The sequence below is a fragment of the Kribbella solani genome (assembly GCF_014205295.1).
GTDB classification, from domain to species: domain Bacteria; phylum Actinomycetota; class Actinomycetes; order Propionibacteriales; family Kribbellaceae; genus Kribbella; species Kribbella solani.
Genome location: NZ_JACHNF010000001.1, coordinates 5,100,645 through 5,120,059 on the forward strand (window position 1 = coordinate 5,100,645; position 19,415 = coordinate 5,120,059).

Below are 19,415 nucleotides of genomic sequence, written 5' to 3' on the forward strand. Positions count from 1 at the left end.
TACTATCCGGCAGCTTGCTCCGGCGTGGTGGCGTGCAAACGAACGGGGAGGGTTTCGACGCCGTACACGAGGGAGAAGTCGCGGAAGCGAAGCTGGGTCTCCGGGACGGCGAGGGCCAGGTCCGGGAAGCGGTTGGCGAGCGCGGTGAACGCCGCCCGCAGCTCCATCCGGGCCAGCTCGGCGCCGACGCAGCGGTGCATGCCGTGACCGAAGGCGAGATGCGCGGCCGAGGCGTTCCGGCGCGGGTAGAAGTCCTCCGCGTCCGGGCCGAAGACGGCCTTGTCACGGTCCGCGCCGGACAGCGAGATGGCGACCAGATCGCCCTTCTTCAGCTGGTGACCGAACAGCTCCTGGTCGTGCTTGGCGAACCGCGGGAACGCGACCTGGACGACGGTCAGGTACCGCAGCAGCTCCTCGACGATCCCGTCGACGGCGCCCGGCTCGGACCGGATTCGCTCGAAGTTCGCCGGGTCCCGCATCAGCACCAGCGTGCCGAGCGCGAGCATGCTCGCGGACGTCTCGTACCCGCCCAGGAACACGCCGTCGGCGAGCCCACCGAGCTCGACGTCGTCGATCGCGTCGCCCTGCTCGCGGATGATCGACCCGATCAGCCCGTCGCCCGGGTTCGCCCGCTGCTTGCGGACGATCTCGAACAGGAACTCCCGCGACTCACTGGCCGACCCGAACACGCCGATCCCGCCGCCGGACAGGTCGAACCGGGCCGGGCCGAGGGCACGGAACCGGTCCCGGTCCTGCTCCTCGACGCCGAGCAGGTCGGCGATCAGCAGGAACGGCACGTTGAAGGCGAAGTCCGAGACGATGTCGACGACCGGGCCCTTGGCCTCCATCAGGTCCAGCTGGTCGTTCACGATCTTCTCGATCGCGGGCTCCAGCCGGGCCAGCCGGCGCTTGGTGAACTCCGGCGTGAGCAGCTTCCGCAGCCGGGTGTGGTCCGGCGGGTCGGTGAAGCCGAGGCCGCCGATCCCCTCCGACGGCTTGTTCGGGTCCGAGCCGACCAGCGGCCGGATGTCGTTGCTGAAGTTGGTGGAGTCGCTGAGCACGACCTTCGCCTCGGCGTGCCCGCTGACCATCCACACGTTCATCCCGAACAGGTGCGCCAGTTTGTGAACCGGCTCGGTCTCCCGCACCCGCGCGAGCTCGGGCACCGGATCCAGGCCCTGCCGGCGCAGCGGCATCGAAACCTGACTCGGGAACATCCGCATCTTCGACAGGTCGAGACCACCCTTGCGAGTGGTCCTGTTCAGGATGCGGTTGCCGACCCAACGCTTCAGGTATGTCGCAACCATGACTTCTATGGTCCCTCTCTACTGCGCCCCGACGGCTTTCGTCACTTCAAAAGTTAACGTCGCCGAGGACCAGATCTGATGGTGTTGGCACTACTCCGGTAGTGGCGTTGGCACCACCATGGGAGGGGGCCATGGCCTGCCAGCAGAGAACCCTGTCACGGACGGGGCCTTCACTGCCACCTGAAACCACCTGTACTCCGCCCTGGCGCGCGACATGCCGTACCTAGGGGAGCTTTCAGGGAAAAACCAGACGAAAGTCGGGTCCGGTGTACATCTTCCGGTTGTTGCCCTCGTCCACCATGTTCAGAGGTAGTACGGCGTGACCGTCCGGAGTACGTCCACCAGCTTTGTCTTGACCTGGTCGCGCCGGGGGATCACGGTGATCCGGTCCCGTACCCGCACCCCGTGGTCCGCGAGCACGTACAGGGCCCGCAGCGTACGAATCGTGTTGGTGACCTCTGGCCTGATCCCTTCGACCGGTGGATTCGACAGCGCCCGCAGAGCTGGATCGAGCCAGCCCGTGACGTCCTCATCGTTCAGATCCGTACGAGTCAGGGTAGCTGCCAGCGCGTAACCGAGCCGGTCGTCCTCCAGGTCCGCCAGCACGTACGCCGTGGGCGTCAGCAGGCGGCCGATGCCCAGCCGGAGCATCTGCACCGGTTCGACCGCGGAGTGCAGGCCGAGCGTACCGAGCAGGTCGGCGCCGTGTGCGACCGCGTGCAACCAGCCGAGCTTCTCGTCGTACCCACGGAGGTCCGCCTCGGCCACGTACCAGCGCTCGAACGGAGGCACCCAGCTCGGCTCGAACACCCCGGCGGTGACGATCGCGTCCAGCACCAGCGGCGCGAACGTACGCGCCTGCACCTCGCTGTCCGCGAACCGCGCGACCATCTCGTCCCCCAGCGCCCGCAGCTGCCCCGTGGACAGCACGCCACGCTCGATCCAGGTCGCCAGCGTGAAGTACGCCTGCCGGTCCCGGACGACCGGATCAGGCGACCGCAGCATCGCCACCAGCTCGGCCACCAGTACCTCCAGCGGCCGATCGGTGGGGACCTCGTACCCGTTGTCGCGTACCTGCGCCCAATCGGTCATGCGCGGCACCGTAAGCGTTTGCCGGGGCCAGGCGCCAGCCCAGGTCCGGAACCCCGCCCGGAAACGGGAAACGGCCCGTGGCTCATCCGGTTGCCCAGATGCGCCACGGACCGTCGCGGCCAGGACCCCTCAGCCCGGCCGGGCCCGTGCCCCGGTCAGGGCCCCTCAACTCCGACCGGGGTGGTTCGGGTTACGCGTCGCGCTTGCTCGCCGAGAACAGCGCGACCGCCATCAGCGCGACCGCCCAGCCGAGGAAGTACAGCAGCGCCCACCACGGCGTCAGCGCGTACTGGCTGCCGCCGGCGTTCGCACCGGCCAGGCCGAAGTCCTGGCCCTGGTTCAGGAACGAGGAACCGTTCGCGAACGGCGCCCAGCGGGCCAGGTCGTCACCGATCTTGGGGATCAGGTTGACCAGGTTCTCGACCAGCAGCGGCCAGAGGATCAGGATCGCGATCGCACCGGCGCTCTGCCGGATCAGGATGCCGACGGCCACCGCGAACACCGCGGAGATCGCGAACACCAGACCCTGACCGGCCAGCAGCCGCCACTCGGCCCCGGTCTTGATCGCCAGGTCGGCGTTGCTGGCGAACAGGCTGCCGACGCCCCAGGCGCCGAAGGACGCGATCAGGCCGATGATGCCGGACAGGAACGCGACCACCGCGGTCTTGCCGAGCAGCAGCGCGGCCCGCTGCGGGACGGCCTGGAAGCTGGTCCGGATGGTGCCGAACCGGTACTCGGTGGTGACGGCCAGCGCGGCCATCACCATCATCACCATCTGGCTCAGCTGCGCGCCGGGCTGGGTGATGAAGATCGTCGCCTGCCGCTCCTCGTCACCCTTGAGGAAGCCGGTCGTCAGTGCCGCGAACCCGACGGTCAGCACGGCCGCGACGATCATGCACCACCACGGCGAGCGGGTGGAGAAGAGCTTGATCCGCTCGACAGTGATCACCGACATGTCAGTTGTCCTCCTTCGGACCCGCGGCCACCTCGGAACCCGATGGCGCGGCAAGCTGGGTCACGGCAGCGACCTCGTCGTGCGCGTGGTACTCGACCGAGTCACCGGTCATCTGCATGAACGCCTGCTCCAGCGAGCCGCGCTGCAGCGTCAGCTCGTGCAGCACGATGCCGTGCGCGGCGGCGGCCTCACCGACCTGGTCGGTGGTCAGGTCGCCCTCGACGAACAGCACCTTGCCCTGGTCCTCGACGTCCTCGATCCGGGTCACCAGCTGCTGCCCGTTCAGCACGCCGGCCAGCTGGTCGAGCTGCGGGGTCCGCACCTTGACCGTGGTACCGCTGGCGCGGTCGACGAACTCCTGGGTGCTGCTCTGCGCGATCAGCTTGCCGCGGCCGATGACGATCAGTTCCTCGGCGGTGAGCGCCATCTCGGACAGCAGGTGGCTGGAGACCAGCACGGTCCGGCCTTCGTCGGCCAGCTTGTGCATGAAGGTCCGGATCCAGACGATGCCCTCCGGGTCGAGGCCGTTCACCGGCTCGTCGAAGAGCAGCACCTCCGGGTCACCGAGCAGCGCGCCGGCGATCCCGAGCCGCTGCGACATGCCCAGCGAGAAGGCACCGGCCCGCTTGTTCGCGACCGCGGCCAGGCCGACCATGTCGAGGGCCTTGTCGACCGACGACTTCGGCAGCTTGTTGGACGCGGCCATCCAGGTCAGATGGGCGCGGGCCGAGCGGTTCGGGTGGACCCACTTGGCGTCCAGCAGCGCGCCGACCTTGGTCAGCGGCTTGTGCAGGTCGCGGTAACGCTGCCCGTCGATGGTGACTTCGCCGGACGTCGGGGTGTCGAGCCCGAGGATCATCCGCATGGTGGTCGACTTGCCGGCCCCGTTCGGGCCGAGGAAGCCGGTCACCTTGCCGGGTTTGACCTCGAAAGACAGGTTGTCAACGGCAACGGTCGCGCCGTATCGCTTGGTGAGGCCCTTTGCCTCGATCATCGCCGTACTCCTCGTTCGGTGGCGCACCTGGTGTTGTGGACTGTCGGTAACAAGTATCGAGGTCACCTGGGCCGGAAGCATCGGACCTCGGGCGGAACCGGTGTGTCCACCCGTGGGTTGATTCTTCCGTCCCCCGCCGGGCGGCTGCCATCGGTTAAAGCCCTGACCACAACCCCGACCATCCCCTATCGGCCGCGGCCACGCATCAGCCGAAAGTCGACGCCGGCCGGACTTTCGGCGCGGAACCGGCCCTGGTTTATCGCGAAACCGGGCGATTCAGTCGAGCGGGACGCCGTACAGCACCAGGTTCTGGCTGTAGCGACGGGTCGCGCGATCGTACGAGCCGGTGCAGGTCACCAGCGCCAGCCGGGGCTTCGCCGCGCCACTGAACAGGTCCGCCGGCAGCGCATTCTGCTCGTACGTACGACGTGAGACGATCCGGTACCAGTGGACGCCTCCGTCGCCGCCCGTCACCGCGACACGCGCACCGACCGCTACATCAGGCAATGCGGCGAACACGCCGCGTCCGCGAGTGGTGTCGACGTGCCCTGCCAGTAGTACTGTGCCGCCGGCCGACCCAGGCGCCGCACCGGCCGCCCACCAGCCCACGTCGGCCGCTGACCCTGGCATCTGCAGCCGCCCGTCCCCACCAGTTCCTACTGGCTGCACTGCAGCTGTCAGCACACCAGGCAGCTTCAGCCGCACCGGTGGCACGGCTGCTTCACGTTCCTCTGCCGCCGCCCCGGCCTTCGGTACGTCGCCTGTATCAGGTGGCTGCTTTCCGAACAGCAGTACGAGTCCAACGGCCAGTGCGGCAACTCCTAGGACGCGGCGGCGTACGGAGATCGCCTTGCCGACCAGGAGCAGCAGTACGCCCAGACCGAGCAGCACCACTGCCGTACGCGAGCGTGCCTGCTGCGCGGCGGCCACCTGACCGCCGTCGCCAGTAGGTACGACCGGAGTACCGGATGCGGTGCGGCAGGGACCTGCCACTATCCGCAGGTCCATCTCGACCACTGGCTTGGCGCCATTCGCGACAGCCTCCACCGCGGGCGACGCGGCCTGTGGCAAGTCGCCTCCGATCAGCTTCAGGTACTGCTGGTGCTCCTGGCGCTGCAGCACCAGCCAGGCGTTGTCGAACGCTGCCGCCTTGCCCTTGGCGGTCAGTGCGTCGAGCTGCTGCCGTTCGGCCAGTGACGGGATCGCCACCAGCCCGAGACCAAGTCGATCGGCGACGGCGAGCTCCTGCGCGGACAGGCGGCGATGGTCCCGTTCCAGCTGCGCGCCCGCCTTGCGTACGCACGCACTCCGGCCGTTCGTCTGCGCGAGCTGCGCGGCCCGGATGATGGTCAGATTCAGCTGGTGGGCCTGGTTGAGGTAGTCGAGATCAGGTTGCGGCGTGGCCGCGTACGCCGGTTGTGCCGCCCCAGGGAAGCCCAGCAGTGCTGCCAGCAGGATCAGCAGCAACACCGTCGTCGTTCGCCGGGAAGAAGGCACGGCTACCCCCTGTCGTCCGTACGACACTAAAACGACACGCGCTCCGGGTCCAGACGTACGCGGCCCGGTCCAGACGGACGAAACGGCCCGCCGGTCCAGCCGGCGAGCCGTTTCGGGTGGAGCTACCGCGTCAGGCCGCGGCCTTCGCCTCCGCCGGAGTGTCGGCGATGACCGACTCCCGGCGCTTGGAGATGTACACCGCGACCACCAGGATGGCCAGCGCGACGACCGCGATGATGATCCGCAGCGCGGTGTTGGTGTTGTTGCCGATCGCGGAGTAGCCGACGACGGCCGGAGCGATCAGCACCGAGACCAGGTTCATCACCTTGATCAGCGGGTTGATGGCCGGACCAGCGGTGTCCTTGAACGGGTCACCGACGGTGTCACCGATGACGGTGGCCTCGTGCGCGGGCGAACCCTTACCGCCGTGGTTGCCGTCCTCGACCAGCTTCTTGGCGTTGTCCCAGGCACCACCGGAGTTGGCCAGGAAGACCGCCATCAGCGTGCCGGAGCCGATCGCACCGGCCAGGTAACCGGCCAGCGCCGGGGCACCCAGACCGAAGCCGACGGCGATCGGCGCGGTGATCGCGAGCAGACCGGGGGTGGCCAGCTCACGCAGCGAGTCGCGGGTGCAGATGTCCACGACCTTGCCGTACTCCGGCTTGCCGGTGCCTTCCATGATCCCGGGGATGTCCCGGAACTGCCGGCGCACCTCGTACACGACCGCGCCGGCGGCCCGGCCGACGGCGTTGATGGCCAGGCCGGAGAACATGAACACGACGGCCGCACCGAGGATCAGGCCGACCAGCGTGCCCGGGTTGAACACCAGCGCGTCCGCCTCGAACTTGGCGTAGTTGTCCGCCAGCGCGGTCCGGATCGCGTCCGTGTACGAGCCGAACAGCGCGGTCGCGGCGAGTACGGCGGTCGCGATCGCGATGCCCTTGGTGATCGCCTTCGTGGTGTTGCCGACGGCGTCCAGCTCGGTCAGGATCTGGGCCGCTTCGCCCTCGACGTCACCGGACATCTCGGCGATGCCCTGCGCGTTGTCGGAGACCGGGCCGAAGGTGTCCATCGCGACGATGACGCCGACCGTGGTGAGCAGACCACAACCGGCCAGCGCGATCGCGAACAGCGCGACGACGCCGGTACCACCGACCAGGAAGGCGCCGTACACGGCCGCCGCGATCACCACGGCGGTGTACACGGCGGACTCGAAGCCGACCGAGATACCGGACAGGATGACGGTGGCCGCGCCGGTCAGCGAGGTCTTGCCGACGTCCTTGACCGGCTTGTCCTCGGTGCCGGTGAAGTAACCGGTCAGGGCCAGGATGATGGCTGCCAGCACGATGCCGATGATCACCGAGACGGTGGCGATCAGTCGCGGGTCGCCGTCGGTGTTCGCGATCGCGGTGCCGGCCGCGCCGGTCAGTTCCTTGAAGCTGCCGGGCAGATAGACGAACGCCGCCACCGCACAGAGCACGCCGGAGACCACCGCGGAGATGTAGAAGGCACGGTTGATCGTGCGCAGGCCGTTCTCACCGGTCCGCGGCCGGGTCAGGAAGACCCCGATCACCGCGGTGACGGCGCCGATCGCCGGGACGATCAGCGGGAACACCAGGCCCTGCTCGCCGAACGCGGCCTTGCCCAGGATCAGCGAGGCCACCAGCATCACGGCGTAGGACTCGAACAGGTCGGCCGCCATGCCGGCACAGTCGCCGACGTTGTCACCGACGTTGTCGGCGATCGTCGCGGCGTTCCGGGGGTCGTCCTCGGGAATGTTCTGCTCGACCTTGCCGACCAGGTCGGCGCCGACGTCGGCGGCCTTGGTGAAGATACCGCCGCCGACCCGCATGAACATGGCCAGCATCGCGGCGCCGAAACCGAAGCCCTCGAGCACGGTCGGGGCGTCACCCTTGAAGAGCAGCACCACCAGCGCGGCACCGAACAGACCGAAACCGACGGTCGCCATCCCGACGGTGCCGCCGGTCCGGAACGCCACCCGCATCGCCGGGTCGCGGCCCTCGTCCCGGGCAGCCGCGGCGACCCGGACGTTGGCGCGGGTCGCCAGCCACATGCCCAGATAGCCGATCAGCGCGGAGAAGCCCGCGCCGACCAGGAAGAAGACCGACCGGAAGATCTTCAGTGTGGTCTCGTTGCTACCGTGGGCGGGCAGCAGGAAGAGCAGCAGAAAGGCGACAACGGCGAAGACGGACAGCGTCCGGAACTGCCGGCTCAGGTAGGCCGAAGCGCCTTCCTGGACCGCGGCGGCGATCGTCTTCATGTTCTCGGTGCCATCGTTCGCGGCAAGCACCTGGCCCCGGAAGACCATCGCGATCGCGACCGCGAGAATCGCGATCACTCCGACGACGATCACCAGTGTGGTGTTGCTCGACGAAAGATCCACCGCTTGTGCAGCAAGCAGCGCGGACATCCGTCCTCCTTGTAGGCAACCCGTCCGGGCTTGACGGCCCCCGTCTGCCGCAACCGAAGGGTTGGGAAAATACGACACAGCGCCAGGGGACTGACGCGGTGGGTCACTCTAACGGGTGACCGACCAGACCTGACGACAGGGTGGTCTACGCCATACCGGGCCGAAACGGCAAGAGGTGTGCCGAAACCTGAGCGCTGCGGTCACCCTGTGTAGTGACAGGGATACGTTTTCACTTGATCAGATCGCCGAGGCGACGTCGGGGTGGATGTCGAAGACCTTCGTCAGCCCGGTGATCCGGAAGATCTTCAGCAGCCGTTCCTGGGTACAGACCAGGGACAGCGAACCGTCGTGGGTACGCACCCGTTTCAGTCCGCCGACGAGGACGCCGAGTCCGGTGGAGTCCAGGAACTCCACGCCTTCCAGGTCGATGACGAGGTCGTGACTCCCTTCGTCGACGAGCGCGGCGATCTTCTCGCGGAGCTTCGGTGCGGTGTAGACGTCGATCTCCCCCGCCACCTCGATGACGGTCCGCCCGCCCTCGGCGCGCGCGGTCAGCGACAGATCCACTTCGGCCTCCGATCCCGTCCTGTGCACCTTGGTTCACTCGCATGCGCTCGGTGAACTGCTGCATTCAACCATGTACGGACCGTAAGAGGGTGTCCGAGGGCTCGGCGCCGTAGCGAGGAGGTGCTCGGTGCGGTAGCTCGGTGCGCGGGAGGGGAGGCCTCGATGTGGTTTCATCGTTGCCTTCCCTCCCGTGCGCCGAGGTGCCGTGCCGAGTGCCCCGCAGTAGGCGCAGAGCCCTCGGACACCCTCTAAGTGAGACCCGTTGCCGAAAACTCTTTCATCCTCGACCTACCGAAGTCGATTCCCGCCCGGAAAAAGCCGTGTGCATCAGCGCGTGCATTCTCAGCCGGTACTCAGTCCGGCAACTGTCCCCGGCTGGACATAGGCTCACCGCATGCGTGCGGGTGGTGAGGCGGCGGCCGTCCTGAAGCGCCTGGCCGCCGGGCGGGACGAGCGGCTGACGCATGTCGAAACCGTGCCGCCACGGCTCGGGCAGACATGTGCCTGGCCGCGCTGGGTGCCGGACGAGGTGCTCGGCCAGCTCCGTGACGCGGGCATCACGGCGCCCTGGACGCACCAGATCGCCACGGCCGAGGCGGCGTACGCGGGGAAGCATGTCGTCGTCGCGACCGGCACGGCCTCAGGCAAATCACTCGGGTACCTGTTGCCGGCCTTCGCGACGTTGAGCATCGCGCAGGCCGCATCACCCCATCGCCGGACCGCTTCCGTGTTGTACCTGTCTCCGACGAAGGCCCTGGCACATGACCAGCTCCGCGCGGTCTCGTCGTACACGGTGCCTGGTCTGCGGCCCACGACCCTCGATGGCGATTCGGAGCGTACGGAGCGGGACTGGGCGCGCGACCACGCGACGTACGTGTTGAGCAACCCGGACATGCTGCACCGGTCGGTGCTACCCAACCACCAACGCTGGGCACGCTTCCTGGGCTGCCTGCAGTACGTAGTGGTGGATGAGTGTCACCACTACCGCGGTGTCTTCGGTGCACATGTCGCTGGCGTACTGCGGCGGCTGCGGCGGGTCTGCGCGCAGTACGGTGCTCATCCGGTGTTCGTCTGCGCTTCAGCGACCGTGGCTGAGCCTGCCAGCTCTGGTGAGCGTCTGACCGGTCTGCCGATGGTGGAGGTAGTAGAGGATGGCTCCCCACGCGGTGGGGTCGCCTTTGGGCTCTGGGAGCCGCCGCTGACCTCTCTACACGGTGAGAACGGCGCACCGGTCCGGCGGTCGGCTACGGCAGAGGTAGCAGACCTGCTGACCGACCTGGTCGTGACAGGTGTCCGCACTGTCGCGTTCGTCCGCTCTCGCCGTGGCGCGGAGTCCGTTGCCATGACCGCCCGGGAGAACCTGGCCGAGGTCGACCCAACGCTGATGGACCAGGTGTCGGCGTACCGGGCCGGCTATCTGCCGGAGGAGCGCCGACGGCTTGAGGGGATGCTGCAGAGCGGTGAGCTCACTGGAGTGGCTGCCACCAACGCGCTGGAGCTCGGCATCGACATTGCCGGACTGGACGCCGTGCTGCTGTCTGGCTGGCCTGGCACGCGCGCATCGCTCTGGCAGCAGGCCGGTCGCGCCGGGCGGGCCGGTGGAGACGCACTGGCGCTACTGATCGCACGGGACGATCCACTGGACACGTACCTGGTGCGGCACCCGAGTGCGATCTTCGGCCGACCGGTCGAGGCAACTGTGTTCAACCCGGAGAACCCGTACGTCCTCGGCCCGCAGCTGTGCGCTGCCGCGCAGGAGGTCCCGCTGACCGCCGCCGACTTCGAGATCTTCGGGCGTACGACCGAAACGGTGATCGCCCAACTTGTCCGGCAGGGTCTGCTGCGTGAACGCCCGCACGGGTGGTTCTGGACCCGGCGGGAGCGCGCTGTCGATGCCATCGACATCCGGTCCGCCGGCGGCAAGACCGTACAGATCGTCGAGGACCAGACCGGGCGGTTGCTCGGTACCGTCGATGGCGGCTCGGCACATTCCTCCGTACATGAGGGTGCGGTGTACGTGCATGGCGGCGAGTCGTACCTGGTGCGATCGCTCGATCTCGACGAGCACGCCGCCGTGGTCGAGCCGGCTTCCCCGGACTACACGACGTTCGCACGGGACGTCACCGAGATCGGCATCCTCGCCACCGAAGAGACCTGCACCTGGGGTACGGCGGAGCTGTCCCGCGGCTGGGTCCAGGTGACCAGCCAGGTCATTTCGTACCAGCGCAAGCTCATCGCGACCGGCGACGTACTCGATGAGCAGCCACTGGACCTGCCGGAGCGCACCCTGCGGACCAAGGCAGTGTGGTGGACGGTGCCCGACAGCGTGGTCGAGAGTCTGGGGCTGGCCGACGTGCCAGGCGCGGCGCACGCGGCCGAGCACGCGTCGATCGGCCTGCTGCCGCTGTTCGCCACCTGCGACCGCTGGGACATCGGCGGCGTCTCCACCGCGCGGCATGCGGACACCGGCCGGCTGACCGTTTTCGTGTACGACGGCCACCCGGGCGGCGCCGGATTCGCCGAACACGGGTACGCGGCGGCGCGCGAGTGGTTGACGGCGACACGCGAGGCGATTGCACACTGTGATTGCACGGAGGGATGCCCCTCATGCGTACAGTCACCCAAGTGTGGGAACCAGAACAACCCACTCGACAAGAGCGGCGCGGTAGTGCTGCTCACCGCACTTCTGAGCAGTGAGGCCTGAAAGGCCGGCCCGTCGCCGGCAGAAAGGCAGCTTGCCATGGCCGTTCTCGGAATCGTCCTGATCGTCCTCGCCGTGCTGTTCGGCCTGGGCGTCTCGGTGTCATCGACCGCGTCCACCAAGCTGGAGGTCTTCGGCGTCGACTTCGGCGTCGCGGTACCGACGGTGTTCTTCCTCGGCGCGGTCACCGGCGCCTGTCTGGTACTCGGCGCGTGGCTGCTGAAGAAGGGCCTCGGGCGGACGTACCGCCGGCGCAAGGAGATGCGCGACCTCCGCAGCCAGGTCACGCACGGTGACAGCGCCCCGGAGCTGACCACGGACCGCGACGACAGCCGGCCTGACGCGGGCAGCGACGAAGCGGCTCGTACGGACGAGCCGGCGGTTGCGGAAGAGCACACCGAAGAGCACCGGCAGACGCACCAGCCGCACTGACAACTCTGTTGCCTCCGGCATCAGCCGACGCGGCGATATACTCGAATCACCCGCCGGCAACGGCGGATCTCGAACAGTTCACAACCACGACACGGCACCAGCACAATGGTCCCGCAGCCCGATACCGATGCCTTGCGCAACGATCGCTGGCTGGCAGTTAGTTGCCATTGGCATCAAGTTTCGCGGAATCGGCATAACCTCCCCGGTCCGACCTGTGCCTTACTGGTTGTGGCGTCAACGTTGCGCTGAGTCACTGCCGGCATTTCGGCTCGCGCCACGTGGTCCCGACGACCTGACGCTCTGAGAAAGCACGACCTCTGGAGGTTGTCTTGATCATCCGTAAGCTGTTCAGTCGCACCGGCGTGGTGGTACTCGCGGTCAGCGTCGCGCTGGCGACCGCCATCCCGGCCCAGGCCGCGAATCCCACCTCCGGTGGTTCGTCGTCCGGTTCTTCGTCACAGGCCGTTCAGGTCGGTGTGGCCCAGCAGATCGCCACCCGCTCCGACACCCGGTACTGCCTGACCTTCGTGACCGCGGACAAGGTTCCGATGGCGGTCATGATGGCCTGCGCTCCGGGCAAGGAAGGCAAGACCCAGGAGTGGATCTACACCAAGTCCGGCCAGCTGCAGGTCGCGATGAGCAAGAGCGTCGGTGGCGCCCTTGCTTCGACCGGTGCCTGCCTGGACAGCGGTGCGGACGTGGCCAAGGTGCCGGCTTCCGCGCCTCTCCTGGTACTGCCGTGCCGCGGTGGTGACGGTCAGAAGTGGAGTTACGACGAGAGCGCGGGCACGTTCGTGAACGCCGCCAGCGGTCTCGCCCTGACCTCGCTGCTTGGCAAGGGGAAGGCCAAGCAGGCACAACCGACCGGCAGCATGAGCACCGCCGGCACGCCGATCCAGGCCTGGGCCGGGCTGCCGGTACCGAGCCTGGACATCCTGGGCGCCGTGCTGGCACTCGTGAACGCGCTGCTGGCATCGCTGGGCCTGGCCCTGCCGCTGCCGATCGCGGGCGCCGCGGCCAGCCTGTTGCAGCTGGTCCGGCCGCAGGTGCCGATCCCGGCCCAGATGACCGAGCTGCCGAAGCAGATGATGCAGCTGGCGCAGCGCTGATCCAAGGAGGATCCCAACTGGGCCCAGTGCCCTACAGAGGACGGCCGGCCCCGACATCGTCGGGGCCGGCCGTTTTCTCTCCTTCGGATCGACACTGCTGTTCCGTTGTCTTGTCTGGTGAGCCGGCCAGACGGTCGCTCGATGCTCGGGGATGACTCCCGGTTGTCCCCGCTGCTTGCGCGTCAGCGGGAGCCCTGAGTCGTCGTCACCGCGCGGCCGTCCGGCCCGCAGCCGTCACCAGGCGGCCACGGTCACCACCAGCACCAGTGATGGCAGTGATCAAGCAGGTCGTCGAGAAGGCAGGCAACTCCGTGCAGTAGTCCCATGTCGTTCACCTCCGATCCACTGAACCGGTCGGCAAGACGCTACCTCTGCCGATCACGTTCTGTATCTACTCGACTACCTGTTGCCATGGAACCTTGAGCATCCTTTAACTTTTCCGCAACGCGTCAGGCGGGATCGCGACTTGACAGCCGGACCGGTGGTTGCCGTAAGCCCCTGACAACGTTCGCCATCGGGTTGGGAAAAAGTCTTCACATAGTCGCCGGGGAGTGCCAATCTTTGACCTTCACTGTTCTTCGCACTGTTCTTCGACCGGCTTTCGTGTGGACCACTTTCGCTAGGAGCGTTGATGCGATCTCTTTCCCGGGTGACCACGGCCGGCGTGCTCGGCGCCGCGGCCCTCGCCCTGCTCACCGGCTGTCTCGGCTCGTCCGGCTCCGGCGAGAGCGGCGGCCAGGACGCGAACCGGAACGCCGAGGCGAAGAAGGTCGAGCTGACCTTCGGCTCGAACTCGGTCAAGGGCGGCAAGAGCAGCGCCGGCGCGACCTTCATCTCCGACGTGCTGATCCCGAAGTTCGTCGCCGACCAGAAGGGCAAGGGCGTCGATGTCACCGTCAAGTTCCAGGGCGACGGTTCCGACGACGAGGTCTACAAGCAGAAGTTGTCCCTCGACCTGTCGAACAAGTCCGGCCCGGACCTGTTCCAGATCGACGGCATCTGGGTCGGTGAGTTCGCCCAGGCGAACTACATCAAGCCGCTGAACGACACCGTCGGCGCGGACGGCAAGGTGGACGAGTGGGACGGCTGGAAGCAGATCCCGGAGGCTGTCCAGGCACTCGGCAGCTACAACGGCCAGCGCTACGGCGTCCCCGGCGGTACGGACGGCCGCGTGCTGTACTTCAACAAGAAACTGTTCCAGCAGGCCGGACTGCCCGCGGACTGGCAGCCCAAGTCGTGGGACGACATCATCTCCGCCGGACAGGCGCTGAAGAAGCTTTCCGGTGTCACCCCGATCCAGATCAACGCCGGTACGGCGATGGGCGAGGCGACCACCATGCAGGGCGTACTTCCGCTGCTGGTCGGCACCGGCACCACGGTGAACGCCGACGGCAAGTGGCTCGGCAACAACTCGCAGCTCCGGCAGGTACTGGACTTCTACCACCAGATCTACTCGACCGGCCTGGGCGACCCGGTGCTGCAGCGTGAGGCCAAGGGCCGGGACAAGTCGTTCGCCGAGTTCGCCGCGAACAAGATCGGCATCCTGCTGGAGAGCGACTACTTCTGGCGCAGCGTGGTCGAGCCCAAGGAGGGCGTCGCCAAGATGGCCGACCGGGACAGCGCGGTCGGCTACGCGCTGATCCCGGCTGCCAAGCCGGGTGGCGGCGTGAAGGGTCAGGACTTCGTCTCAATGTCCGGCGGCGGCGCGACGGTGATCAACCCGAACACCAAGTACCCGCAGCAGGCCTGGGAGTTCCTGCAGTTCATGAACTCCGCCGACATGGTCAAGGAGTCGCTGGACGGCGCCGCCAAGATCACCCAGCGGTCGGACGTCAACAGCGAGGTGCTGAAGAGCGACCCGATGCTGAGCTTCGTCGCCGAGAAGGTGCTGCCGCTCACGCAGTACCGCCCGGGCCTGGCCGAGTACCCGAAGGTGTCGGCGGCGCTGCAGCAGGCCACCGCGGACATCGTCGGTGGGAAGAGCACCGACCAGACGGCGTCCGCGTACCAGAAGGCGGTCGAGACAGCGGTCGGCGGCAAGGACAAGGTCGCCAGTAACTGATGACTTCCGCCTCCGCACCTCCGGCGCCCGCGAAACCGGCACCGGGACGTGGACCGGCGCGGGGACCCGCGCGTGACGTCGCGGGCCTCGGCATCGGCCGGGCCCTCGGCTTCGTCGCGCCCGCGCTGCTGCTGATCGGCGCGTTCCTGATCTTCCCCGCGCTCTGGACCATCTACATCGGCGTCACCAACTACCGGCTCACCGGCGTCGAGGCGGTGTCGCCGTCGATCGTTGGCCTGTCCAACTACACGAAGGCGCTGAACGACGCGCTCTTCCACAACGCGCTCTGGCTGACGATGCTGTTCGTCCTCGGCTCGGCGATCATCGGGCAGAACATCCTCGGCTTCACGCTGGCCTGGATCCTCCGGCGTACCCGGCCGGCGGTTCGCCGTACCGTCGAGGGTTTCACCCTGCTCGCGTGGATCCTGCCGTCGACGGTGGTCGCGTACCTGTGGGTCGCCTTCTACGACCGGGACGGCGGCACGCTGAACAGCCTGCTCGGTACGCCCGGTACCGCCTGGCTGATCGACTACCCGATGATCTGCCTCGTCGTGTTCAACACCTGGCGCGGTACGGCGTTCTCGATGATGCTCTACTCGTCGGCGCTGCAGGCCGTACCGCCGTCGCAGCTCGAGTCCGCACGGATGGTCGGTGCATCGGGCTGGCAGACGCTGCGGGACGTGGTGTTCCCGCATATCCGCGGACATGTGCTGACGAACACGCTGCTGATCTCACTGTGGACGGCGAACGACTTCTCGCCGTTCCTGCTCACCAAGGGCGGACCGAACCACGAGTCCGAGACAGTGCCGGTCTACATCTACAACGTCGCGCTGCAGGGTGGTGAGCTCGGGTACTCGTCGGCCATCTCGTTCCTGCTGCTGATCGCGAACTTGCTGGTGTCGTTGGTGTACCTGCGGTTGTTGCGGAGGCGTGCATGAGGCCCGGGTACGTCGTACGCCGGATCGGGTTCTACGTCCTGATCTGCGCGATCACGCTGTTCTTCGCCGTACCGATGCTGTGGATCGCGTCGGCACCGTTCGACAAGAACCCCGGTCTCGGGGTGCGCTGGCCGGACTGGACGCTGGACAACGTCCGCAAAACGCTCGACCACCCGTACGCGTTGCACTCGATGGTCAACTCGTTGCTGATCTGCGTGACCACCGCGATCGCGGTCACCGCCTTCGCGGCGCTGGCGTCGTACGCGCTTTCCCGGGTGCGGATTCCGGGACGGGACGCGTTGCTGTACGGGTTGCTGCTGCTGTCATCAGTGGTGACCGGGACCGCGGCGATGGTGCCGATCTTCGTGATGATGTTCCAGCTCGGACTGATCGACTCGCGGTTCGGCGTCGCGCTGGTGATGACCGGTGGCCTGCTGCCGGCGGCGATCTTCATCCTGAAGGACTTCGTCGACGCGGTACCCAAGTCGTACGAGGAATCGGCCCGGGTCTTCGGCGCATCCACCGGCCAGATCCTGCGCGACGTCGTGCTCCCGGTCGCGCGGCCCGGTCTCGCGACCATCATGGTCTGGGCGTTCGTGAACTCGTGGGGCAACTTCCTGGTGCCCTTCCTGCTGATCCGGTCGATCGACAAGCAGCCCGGTGCGGTGCTGATGCAGACCCTCACCGACGAAGGCGGCAGCGTGAACCTGCAGGTCCTGCCGGTGTTCTCGCTGCTCTTCTCGATCCCGGTCGTCGTGCTCTATTTGCTGGTGAACTCGCGTTACGGGTTCCGCTTCCACGGAGGGATCAAGAGTTGATGTCTGTCCACGAAAGGATCGGTTTCTGATGGCGGGCATCGACATCGAAGGCCTCGCGACCGTGTACCCGAACGGGGTACGCGCCGTCGACGGACTCGACCTGCACGTTGCCGACGGCGAGTTCTTCGCGCTGCTCGGCCCGTCCGGCTGCGGCAAGACCACCTTGCTGCGGACGATCGCCGGCCTGGAGACCGCCTCCGAAGGCACCGTCCGCATCGACGCCACCGACGTCACCCGGACCGAACCGGGCAAGCGCGGCGTCGCGATGGTCTTCCAGGACTACGCCCTCTTCCCGCACATGAGCGTCGCGGAGAACATCACGTACCCGTTGAAGGTACGCCGGGTCGCCGCGGCCACCCGTACCGAAACCGCGGAACGTACCGCCGGCGAACTGTCACTGCAGGGCCTGCTCGAGCGCAGACCCGGCCAACTGTCCGGCGGTCAGCAACAGCGCGTCGCCCTGGCCCGCGCGATCGCCTCCGAAGGCAAGGTCCTGCTGCTCGACGAACCCCTCTCGAACCTGGACGCCCGCCTCCGGCTCGAAGCCCGTACCTTCCTGAAGAAGCTCCAGCGCGACCTGGGCATCACCACCGTCTTCGTCACCCACGACCAGGCCGAAGCCCTCGCCCTCGCCGACCGGATCGCGGTGATGGAATCCGGCAAACTCCGCCAACTCGGCTCGCCACGTGAAGTCTTCGCCCGTCCCACCAACACCTTCGTCGCCAACTTCATCGGCTCCACCCCCATGAACCTCCTCCCCGGCAAAGTAAGCACCTCCGCCGGCACCCCCGCCGACTCCGAGTCCGTCAACGGTGCGGTCGGCGTGGTCTCGGTAGCAGGCGGTTCCTTGCCCGCGACAACCATCTCCACCCCCGCCGGCGCCGAGGTGACCGTCGGCGTCCGCCCCGAATACCTGACCCTGACCACCTCGGACATCCCCGGCCCCGCCATCCGCGGCACCGTCGTAGTCGCCGAGAACCTCGGCACTCAGTCCCTGGTCACCGTCGACTGCGACGGCACTTTGATCGGCGTCACCGTCCCCGAAGAAACCGAACCCGCCCCCGGCACCCCCGTAACCCTCACCGCCCCACTCACCCGAGTCCTCCTCTACACCAAGGACACCGGCGACCTCCTGACCCACCAACCAGCCCCCGTCGCGTGACCACCCCCGTCCCGTAACCGTCCCGATCGCACGACCACTCGATCGCGCCACGCCTGGAGCCGACCCGATGGCAGTCACCTCGTACCGCCGACGCTGGACGCTCGACGACCGAGCCGAGTCCGTCTGGCACTCCCTCCCGGTCGACATCCCACCGGACTGCCCCGGCCTGCTGGTCACCCTCACCGTCCCACCGGTACCCGGCACCGTCGTCGACCTCGGCTGTGAAGGCGCGACCGGCTGGCGCGGCTGGTCCGGCGGTGCCCGCCAAACCTTCGCGATCACCCCCGACGCCGCCACCCCCGGCTACGTACCCGGCGAACTCGAACCAGGCACCTGGTCAATCGTCCTCGGCCTGCACCGCCTCCCCGTCGAAGGCGTCGAACTCCTGGTCGAAGCAGTCACCGGCCCGGTCACGGACATCCCTGGCCTCCGCGAGTACGCCGACGCGACCGCCACGATCGCCGTCCCCGCACGCCCACCACGCCGTACGCTCCCCGCCTCCGCCGGCCTGAAGTGGATCGCCGCCGACTTCCACGCCCACTCCCTGCACTCCGACGGCTCCACACCGGTCGCGAACCTGGCCGCCCTCGGCGTCGCAGCCGGCCTCGACGTACTCGCCGTCACCGACCACAACACCGTCGCCCACCACGCGGAACTCCCGTCCGTGAGCAAACAGTTCGGCATCGGCCTGATCCCCGGCCAGGAGGTCACCACCGACACCGGCCACGCGAACGCGTTCGGCCCCATCGGCCCGATCGACTTCCGCCGCCCTGCCGCCACCTGGGTATCCGAGGTCGCCCGTCGCGGCGGTCTCCTCTCCATCAACCACCCCCTGGGCGGCGACTGCTCCTGGCGCCATCCACTCCCCGAACACCCACCGCTCGCGGAGATCTGGCACTCGTCCTGGCTGGACCACACGTGGGGCGGCCCGGTCGCCTGGTGGCAAGCGTGGGGCCTGGAAGGCACCACCCCGATCGGCGGCAGCGACTGGCACAACCCGAGTTCGCCAACCCCGCCTGGCGCCCCCACCACCTGGGTAGCCGTAGACGCCAACGCCGAAGGCCCCGACGAACTCCCCACCGCCACCCTCGAAGCCCTAGCAGCCGGCCGAACCGCCCTCTCCTGGTCCTACACCGCCCCCGTACTCGTCCGCGCCGACGACCACCTGGTAGCCCTGAACGCCCCCAACACAATCGTCATAACCCCCACCGGCACCCGTCACCCCATCCGCACAACCAACACCCACCTCCCCGCCACCCCCGGCCCCCACCTCCTAATAACCCACACCGGCCAACTCCTATCCACCTGCACCTAGCCCCTCAACCGAGGTCGTCTCCCCACGCCCCTCGA

15 protein-coding genes are annotated in these 19,415 nt (G+C 67.7%); 8 read left to right on the forward strand and 7 right to left on the reverse strand.

Features of this window, described 5'->3' with window-relative positions:
* Window positions 1–2 precede the first annotated feature (2 nt).
* The 7 genes from HDA44_RS23220 to HDA44_RS23250 all read right to left on the reverse strand — a co-directional run bounded on the left by HDA44_RS23220 (window position 3) and on the right by HDA44_RS23250 (window position 8,843).
* Complete coding sequence (locus HDA44_RS23220; protein WP_184837754.1) at window positions 3–1,307, reverse strand: cytochrome P450; 1,305 nt, start codon at window positions 1,305–1,307, stop codon at window positions 3–5.
* Between the two features lie 303 nt (window positions 1,308–1,610).
* Entirely contained in the window at window positions 1,611–2,399 is a 789-nt protein-coding gene (locus HDA44_RS23225) for a DUF2785 domain-containing protein (protein WP_184837756.1), read from the reverse strand.
* Window positions 2,400–2,589: 190 nt separating this feature from the next.
* Window positions 2,590–3,354, reverse strand: coding sequence for a hypothetical protein (locus tag HDA44_RS23230; protein ID WP_184837758.1), 765 nt, complete (start codon window positions 3,352–3,354; stop codon window positions 2,590–2,592).
* Between the two features lies 1 nt (window position 3,355).
* The gene (locus tag HDA44_RS23235) at window positions 3,356–4,348 is read right to left on the reverse strand and encodes an ABC transporter ATP-binding protein (RefSeq protein WP_184837760.1); all 993 of its coding nucleotides are present in this window, start codon (window positions 4,346–4,348) and stop codon (window positions 3,356–3,358) included.
* 276 nt (window positions 4,349–4,624) lie between these two features.
* The gene (locus HDA44_RS23240; RefSeq protein WP_184837762.1) at window positions 4,625–5,845 is read right to left on the reverse strand and encodes a DUF4142 domain-containing protein; all 1,221 of its coding nucleotides are present in this window, start codon (window positions 5,843–5,845) and stop codon (window positions 4,625–4,627) included.
* Window positions 5,846–5,975: 130 nt separating this feature from the next.
* The gene (locus HDA44_RS23245; protein ID WP_184837764.1) at window positions 5,976–8,276 is read right to left on the reverse strand and encodes a sodium-translocating pyrophosphatase; all 2,301 of its coding nucleotides are present in this window, start codon (window positions 8,274–8,276) and stop codon (window positions 5,976–5,978) included.
* A 237-nt stretch (window positions 8,277–8,513) separates the two neighbouring features.
* On the reverse strand, window positions 8,514–8,843 hold the full coding sequence (locus HDA44_RS23250; protein ID WP_184837767.1) for an STAS domain-containing protein: 330 nt from the start codon (window positions 8,841–8,843) through the stop codon (window positions 8,514–8,516).
* A gap of 394 nt (window positions 8,844–9,237) precedes the next feature.
* Here HDA44_RS23250 and HDA44_RS23255 point away from each other — a divergent pair, with 394 nt between their 5' ends.
* From HDA44_RS23255 to HDA44_RS23290, 8 genes are all read left to right on the forward strand, one after another.
* Window positions 9,238–11,547 carry a DEAD/DEAH box helicase gene (locus HDA44_RS23255; RefSeq protein WP_184837769.1) on the forward strand — a complete coding sequence of 770 codons (2,310 nt, stop codon included), beginning with the start codon at window positions 9,238–9,240 and terminating at the stop codon, window positions 11,545–11,547.
* Window positions 11,548–11,583: 36 nt separating this feature from the next.
* Window positions 11,584–11,976 carry a hypothetical protein gene (locus HDA44_RS23260; protein ID WP_184837771.1) on the forward strand — a complete coding sequence of 131 codons (393 nt, stop codon included), beginning with the start codon at window positions 11,584–11,586 and terminating at the stop codon, window positions 11,974–11,976.
* Window positions 11,977–12,305: 329 nt separating this feature from the next.
* On the forward strand, window positions 12,306–13,085 hold the full coding sequence (locus HDA44_RS23265; protein WP_184837773.1) for an RICIN domain-containing protein: 780 nt from the start codon (window positions 12,306–12,308) through the stop codon (window positions 13,083–13,085).
* A gap of 631 nt (window positions 13,086–13,716) precedes the next feature.
* On the forward strand, window positions 13,717–15,147 hold the full coding sequence (locus HDA44_RS23270) for an extracellular solute-binding protein (RefSeq protein WP_184837775.1): 1,431 nt from the start codon (window positions 13,717–13,719) through the stop codon (window positions 15,145–15,147).
* Window positions 15,147–16,085: a carbohydrate ABC transporter permease gene (locus tag HDA44_RS23275; RefSeq protein ID WP_184837777.1), complete on the forward strand. Its 939-nt coding sequence runs from the start codon at window positions 15,147–15,149 to the stop codon at window positions 16,083–16,085. Before HDA44_RS23270 ends, HDA44_RS23275 begins: the two co-directional genes overlap by 1 nt.
* A complete protein-coding gene (locus tag HDA44_RS23280; protein WP_184837779.1) occupies window positions 16,082–16,903 on the forward strand; it encodes a carbohydrate ABC transporter permease in 822 nt (273 codons plus the stop codon). The genes HDA44_RS23275 and HDA44_RS23280 overlap by 4 nt, the downstream gene beginning before the upstream one ends.
* A gap of 28 nt (window positions 16,904–16,931) precedes the next feature.
* On the forward strand, window positions 16,932–18,065 hold the full coding sequence (locus tag HDA44_RS23285) for an ABC transporter ATP-binding protein (RefSeq protein WP_184837781.1): 1,134 nt from the start codon (window positions 16,932–16,934) through the stop codon (window positions 18,063–18,065).
* Window positions 18,066–18,132: 67 nt separating this feature from the next.
* Entirely contained in the window at window positions 18,133–19,380 is a 1,248-nt protein-coding gene (locus HDA44_RS23290; protein ID WP_184837784.1) for a CehA/McbA family metallohydrolase, read from the forward strand.
* Window positions 19,381–19,415: the final 35 nt, after the last annotated feature.

Bases quoted from the DNA above. Each gene is read 5' to 3' on its own strand.
- HDA44_RS23275 (WP_184837777.1), top strand. From the start codon at position 15,147: ATGACTTCCGCCTCCGCACCTCCGGCGCCCGCGAAACCGGCACCGGGA.
- HDA44_RS23280 (WP_184837779.1), top strand. From the start codon at position 16,082: ATGAGGCCCGGGTACGTCGTACGCCGGATCGGGTTCTACGTCCTGATC.
- HDA44_RS23290 (WP_184837784.1), top strand. From the start codon at position 18,133: ATGGCAGTCACCTCGTACCGCCGACGCTGGACGCTCGACGACCGAGCC.
- HDA44_RS23245 (WP_184837764.1), bottom strand. From the start codon at position 8,276: ATGTCCGCGCTGCTTGCTGCACAAGCGGTGGATCTTTCGTCGAGCAAC.
- HDA44_RS23230 (WP_184837758.1), bottom strand. From the start codon at position 3,354: ATGTCGGTGATCACTGTCGAGCGGATCAAGCTCTTCTCCACCCGCTCG.
- HDA44_RS23255 (WP_184837769.1), top strand. From the start codon at position 9,238: ATGCGTGCGGGTGGTGAGGCGGCGGCCGTCCTGAAGCGCCTGGCCGCC.
- HDA44_RS23260 (WP_184837771.1), top strand. From the start codon at position 11,584: ATGGCCGTTCTCGGAATCGTCCTGATCGTCCTCGCCGTGCTGTTCGGC.
- HDA44_RS23220 (WP_184837754.1), bottom strand. From the start codon at position 1,307: ATGGTTGCGACATACCTGAAGCGTTGGGTCGGCAACCGCATCCTGAAC.
- HDA44_RS23270 (WP_184837775.1), top strand. From the start codon at position 13,717: ATGCGATCTCTTTCCCGGGTGACCACGGCCGGCGTGCTCGGCGCCGCG.
- HDA44_RS23235 (WP_184837760.1), bottom strand. From the start codon at position 4,348: ATGATCGAGGCAAAGGGCCTCACCAAGCGATACGGCGCGACCGTTGCC.
- HDA44_RS23285 (WP_184837781.1), top strand. From the start codon at position 16,932: ATGGCGGGCATCGACATCGAAGGCCTCGCGACCGTGTACCCGAACGGG.
- HDA44_RS23225 (WP_184837756.1), bottom strand. From the start codon at position 2,399: ATGACCGATTGGGCGCAGGTACGCGACAACGGGTACGAGGTCCCCACC.